This is a genomic window from Xenorhabdus sp. SGI246, from assembly GCF_040838225.1.
Lineage (GTDB): Bacteria > Pseudomonadota > Gammaproteobacteria > Enterobacterales > Enterobacteriaceae > Xenorhabdus > Xenorhabdus indica.
In genome coordinates this window covers 1-1,586 of the sequence record NZ_JBFPEZ010000150.1, presented here as the reverse complement: position 1 = coordinate 1,586, position 1,586 = coordinate 1, and the positions used below count along the sequence as shown (strand labels likewise).

The 1,586-nt window shown below is 45.8% G+C and carries 1 protein-coding gene; it reads left to right on the top strand.

The annotated features are described in order from the left end of the window. Positions 1-352: 352 nt before the first annotated feature. A complete protein-coding gene (locus tag ABLA85_RS18645) occupies positions 353-1,369 on the top strand; it encodes a tyrosine-type recombinase/integrase (RefSeq protein ID WP_367965803.1) in 1,017 nt (338 codons plus the stop codon). Positions 1,370-1,586: the final 217 nt, after the last annotated feature.

Sequence of the window (1,586 nt, the reverse complement as noted above, 5' to 3'; positions counted from 1 at the left end):
CAGAACTCTTTTTCGAAAATCCAGACTGTAACCCATTTCACTTTATGCCTTGTCATTTTGGATTTGGATATTATGACATATTAGTATGATTCTGCTATACCCGGACGTTATTGTCATTATTTCAATCCAATGATGAATTTTCATTGTCTATTACTGCAAATGAGAATGATAACGATTTGAAAATAAGCAAACGCACAGACAGGCCGTCAGAAAATGTTGCTCCTGCCGGGAATGAGTCGTCATGATATTAACAATGAAACAATTTTAATTTGTAATTAATTTTAACGGAATGATTAACGCCTTTCTATATTGAAAAGCCGCCGGGTTGGGTTGTTGATAACAGGAAAAAATGATGCACGAAACAGAAGAAATAATGGGCTGGGAAGAATTATTAGACGAGTACTTTTTTTCACATATCCTGAGACCGGATACCGAGTGGAGTTACCGTAAAGTGGCGAAGGGATTTACCCGGTTTATGGGGGAAGCGGCCTCACCAGCGCAGGTTATTCACCGGGATGTGCTGCGGTGGCGGCGCCATCTTCTGGTGGAGAAAAAACAGTCGAGCCACACCTGGAATAATAAGGTGGCTCACCTGCGGGCAATCTTTAATTTCGGCATGGAGCAAAAACTGCTGCCCCACACCGAAAACCCGTTTAACAATGCGGTGGTTAAAAAAGAGAAGAAAAAGAAGAAGATTTTGAGTCAATCGCAGATAACCCGTATTAATCTGTTGATGGGAAAGTTTGCTGAAGAAGAAAGAACCGGGGTGATGCCACGGGGAGGGCGTTGCGCCCTGTATCCGACCGGGTATTGGTCAACAGTACTGGCGACATTGCGCTTTACGGGGATGCGCCAGAACCAGTTACTGCACCTGCGGCTGCGGGATATTAATCTGGACAGCAATTATATTGAACTGGGGCTGGAAGGCAGTAAAAACCACAGTGAATGGGAAGTACCGATTATCCCGCCGCTCAAACCCCGGCTGGCAAAATTAGTGGAAAGGGCGATGGCTGCCGGCGCTAAAGCCGACGATCCGATTTTCGATCTCAGCCGGTTAAGTGTGCCGCACCCCAGCCGGCTTTCCCGTTACCAATATGATATCAACCGGGAAAAACAGCAGCTCCGTTCTTTCTTTCGCCGGCTGTCCAGAGAGTGTGATTTTGCGGTCTCGCCCCACCGTTTTCGTCATACCGTGGCCACGACATTGATGAAATCGCCGGATCGGAACCTGCCGTTGGTGAAAAGATTACTGGGGCATCGTAATGTCGCGACCACGATGGAGTACATTGATCTCGATATGGAAGTAACGGGCAAAACGCTGGAGCGGGAATTGGGTTTGTACACCGATCGTTCTGATGATAAGGAATAAAACGGATTAAAAAGAACAGGGCGGCTTTCAGTCAGGAGGATGGTATTGACTGAACTGCCCTGCATCAACAATGGAGGGTATATGGTATGAAAAGATGATTGATACCGGACTGGCATCCCGCGAAGTTTTCACCTCACTTGACATCAGAATCAATTACTGAAATCATTATCTTAAACGAGAAAAGGGTAACTGTTAAATGTATTAGCTCAAACTCGAT